Origin of the sequence: Kitasatospora sp. MBT66 (assembly GCF_000710405.2) — a bacterium.
GTDB lineage: Bacteria > Actinomycetota > Actinomycetes > Streptomycetales > Streptomycetaceae > Kitasatospora > Kitasatospora purpeofusca.
Window position 1 is genome coordinate 281573 of the sequence record NZ_JAIY01000008.1, and the last position, 2716, is coordinate 284288.

Annotated in this window: 2 protein-coding genes; both read left to right on the forward strand. The window is 73.5% G+C overall.

Going from position 1 to position 2716, the window contains the following annotated elements:
- Positions 1-627: 627 nt before the first annotated feature.
- Entirely contained in the window at positions 628-1404 is a 777-nt protein-coding gene (locus tag BI06_RS22580; protein ID WP_030393789.1) for an ECF subfamily RNA polymerase sigma factor, BldN family, read from the forward strand.
- Positions 1405-1684: 280 nt separating this feature from the next.
- A partial coding sequence (locus BI06_RS51035) for a DUF5667 domain-containing protein (RefSeq protein ID WP_158516452.1) occupies positions 1685-2716 on the forward strand: 1032 nt, incomplete at its 3' end.

The window sequence follows — 2716 nt, forward strand, 5'->3', positions numbered from 1 at the left end:
GGATCGACCGGCGCCCGCGGCCGGGCGGAGCCGAGCGGAGCGGGGCCGACCGCACGGACGTCCGCCCGGGGGCCGCGCCGGGGTGAGTCCGGTCAATTCGCGCGCTGACGATGCCGCCCGTACGGGCGAACTCCCGCGCGTCGCGGGCCCGTCCGGCCCCTTCGATCGAACTCGCCCGCCAGTGACCGGATCTGATCGTTCGCCAGCTCGACAAAGTCGGGGGTTATCCGGCCCCAGAACCGGGAAACCGCCCGCCTCACCACCGAATTGGTCACCAGGCGCACTCGTTCTGTCACGTTGAGCCAGGCGATCGCCGACATGTTCGGTCACTGTCGGCCGGATATCCGTTCAATGCGGATCCCAAACGACCACTTCGACCACACGGTGTAGCTGTCATTGCACAAAGCGTTATTCTCTCCTGGATGCACGTCACCCAACCGCCCCAGCGCGACCCGGGGGGCGCGGACGTGCTCTCCGCGCAGGCGGAGGTGATCCGTCCACAGTTCTGCCTCTGGGAGTCCCGTGTACCCACCCGTCCGGAACGACGCGCCTGCACCCTCCCGCCCGTCGTCCGCGCCCCTGCGCTCCCGCACCAGCCTCCGCGGCCGCCCGGTCCCGCCCCGGCAGATCTCCACCGGCCTGGACCTGCTGCGCACCCTGCTCCGCAGCCAGCTCGCCGCCACCCCCCAACTGGTGCCCGCCGGAGCCGCGTTCGGCCAGACCCAGGACCGTCCCGGCACCCCCCTGCTGCGCACCACCGCGGCCGGCTCGACCGGGGCCGGCACCCGGGGCCGGGCCGGCAGCACCGGCGGCCGCAGCCGCTCCCGCACCACCACCGGCCCTGGTTACGAGACCGAGCACAACCCGATCATGGAGCTGGTCGAGCGCGCCCAGGCCGGCGAGAGCGAGGCCTTCGGCCGGCTCTACGACCACTACGCGGACACCGTCTACCGCTACATCTACTACCGGGTCGGCAGCCGGGCCACCGCCGAGGACCTCACCAGCGAGACCTTCCTGCGCGCGCTGCGCCGGATCGGCACCTTCACCTGGCAGGGCCGGGACTTCGGGGCCTGGCTGGTGACCATCGCCCGCAACCTGGTCGCCGACCACTTCAAGTCCAGCCGGTTCCGGCTGGAAGTCACCACGGGCGAGATGCTCGACTCCAACGAGTGCGAGCGGAGCCCCGAGGACTCGGTGCTGGAGTCGCTCTCCAACGCGGCCCTGCTGGAGGCGGTCCGCCGGCTGAACCCGCAGCAGCAGGAGTGCGTCACGCTGCGCTTCCTGCAGGGGCTGTCGGTCGCCGAGACCGCCCGGATCATGGGCAAGAACGAGGGTGCCATCAAGACCCTCCAGTACCGCGCCGTGCGCACCCTGGCCCGCCTGCTCCCGCCCGACGCGCGGTGAGCCGGCGGCGGTCCGGGGAGGTCCCCGGGGAAGCGGCGGGAGAGATAGTGGGCGGGCCGTCACCCTCGGCGGCGGCCCGACACATCCGGGTGAACGGTCGGTCCGATGATCAGTCGTGCGTAACCGACCGCCCGCGCCGCTCGTTGGCCAGCTTGCAAGCCTCCACCAGGCGTGCGGTCAAGTCGAATTGCGACCTCTCACCCGATGGAGTGGCTTTGGCTTGCCGGGGCAACCGTCCGGCAGGCCGGGGTGTCGACAACGACGAAGGGAGGTGTGGCCCGTGACGGCAAACGTGCTGGAGCACCGGCGGGCGAAGGCCTTCGCCGAGGCGCTGGAGGCCCACCAGGCGGAGCAACGCGCTGCCGACGGCAACGGAACGGCCAACACCGCTATCGGCAACGCCGGTTCGGTCGCGATGGCCGAACTCATCGACACGGTCGGCGCGCTCGGCGCGCTGCCCGCCCCGGAGCTCGACCACGAGGTCCGGACCGTCCAACGCGCCCAGCTGATGGCCGCGTTCGAGCAGGCCTTCGCGGGCGGACCGGGTGTCACCGTGCCGCGCCAGCGCCGCCACCGGGCCGTCCGCACGGCGCCGCGCGGACGCTGGAGCCGCCGGTTCGCGATCGGCGGGCTGGTCGCCGGCCTCGCCGTCGGCAGCTTCGCCGGGGCCGCGGCCGCCAGTGGCAACGCCCTCCCCGGCGACCCGCTGTACGGCATGAAGCGCGGACTGGAGGGGCTGCGGCTCAACCTCGCGGACACCGACAGCGAGCGCGGCGAGCTGCTGCTCGACAACGCGGCCACCCGGCTCGGCGAGGCCCGGTCCCTGGTGGGCCGGTCCGGCACCGGCGGCTCGCTCAGCCCGGGCACCGTCGAGCAGGTCCGCAAGGCCCTGGACGACATGCACAACGACGCCCTCAAGGGCCGCGACCTGCTGCGCGCCGTCTACCGCAACAACGGCTCGCTCGACCCGATGCGCACCCTGGCGGGCTTCGCCCACGACGAGGACGGCACCTGGGCCGAGGTCCAGTCCCGGCTCCCGGACCAGCTGGTCCCGCAGGCCCACCTGGTGGACCAGCTCTTCGACGACATAAGCCAGGACGTCGCGCCCCTGCGTCTGGTCCAGCAGCCCGCCAAGAGCGGGATGCCGGACGACGGCGGGGCGGGCGACGGCACCCGCGGGACGGGAGTGCAGGGCGGACCCTCCGCCGGCACCTCGCCCGGCGGCAGCCCGGCGGTCGGCGGAGCACCGGCCCAGGGCGGTGCCACCGGCGGACCGGCCGGCGCCGGGGTCGGCGGTCGGCCGGGCAGCACC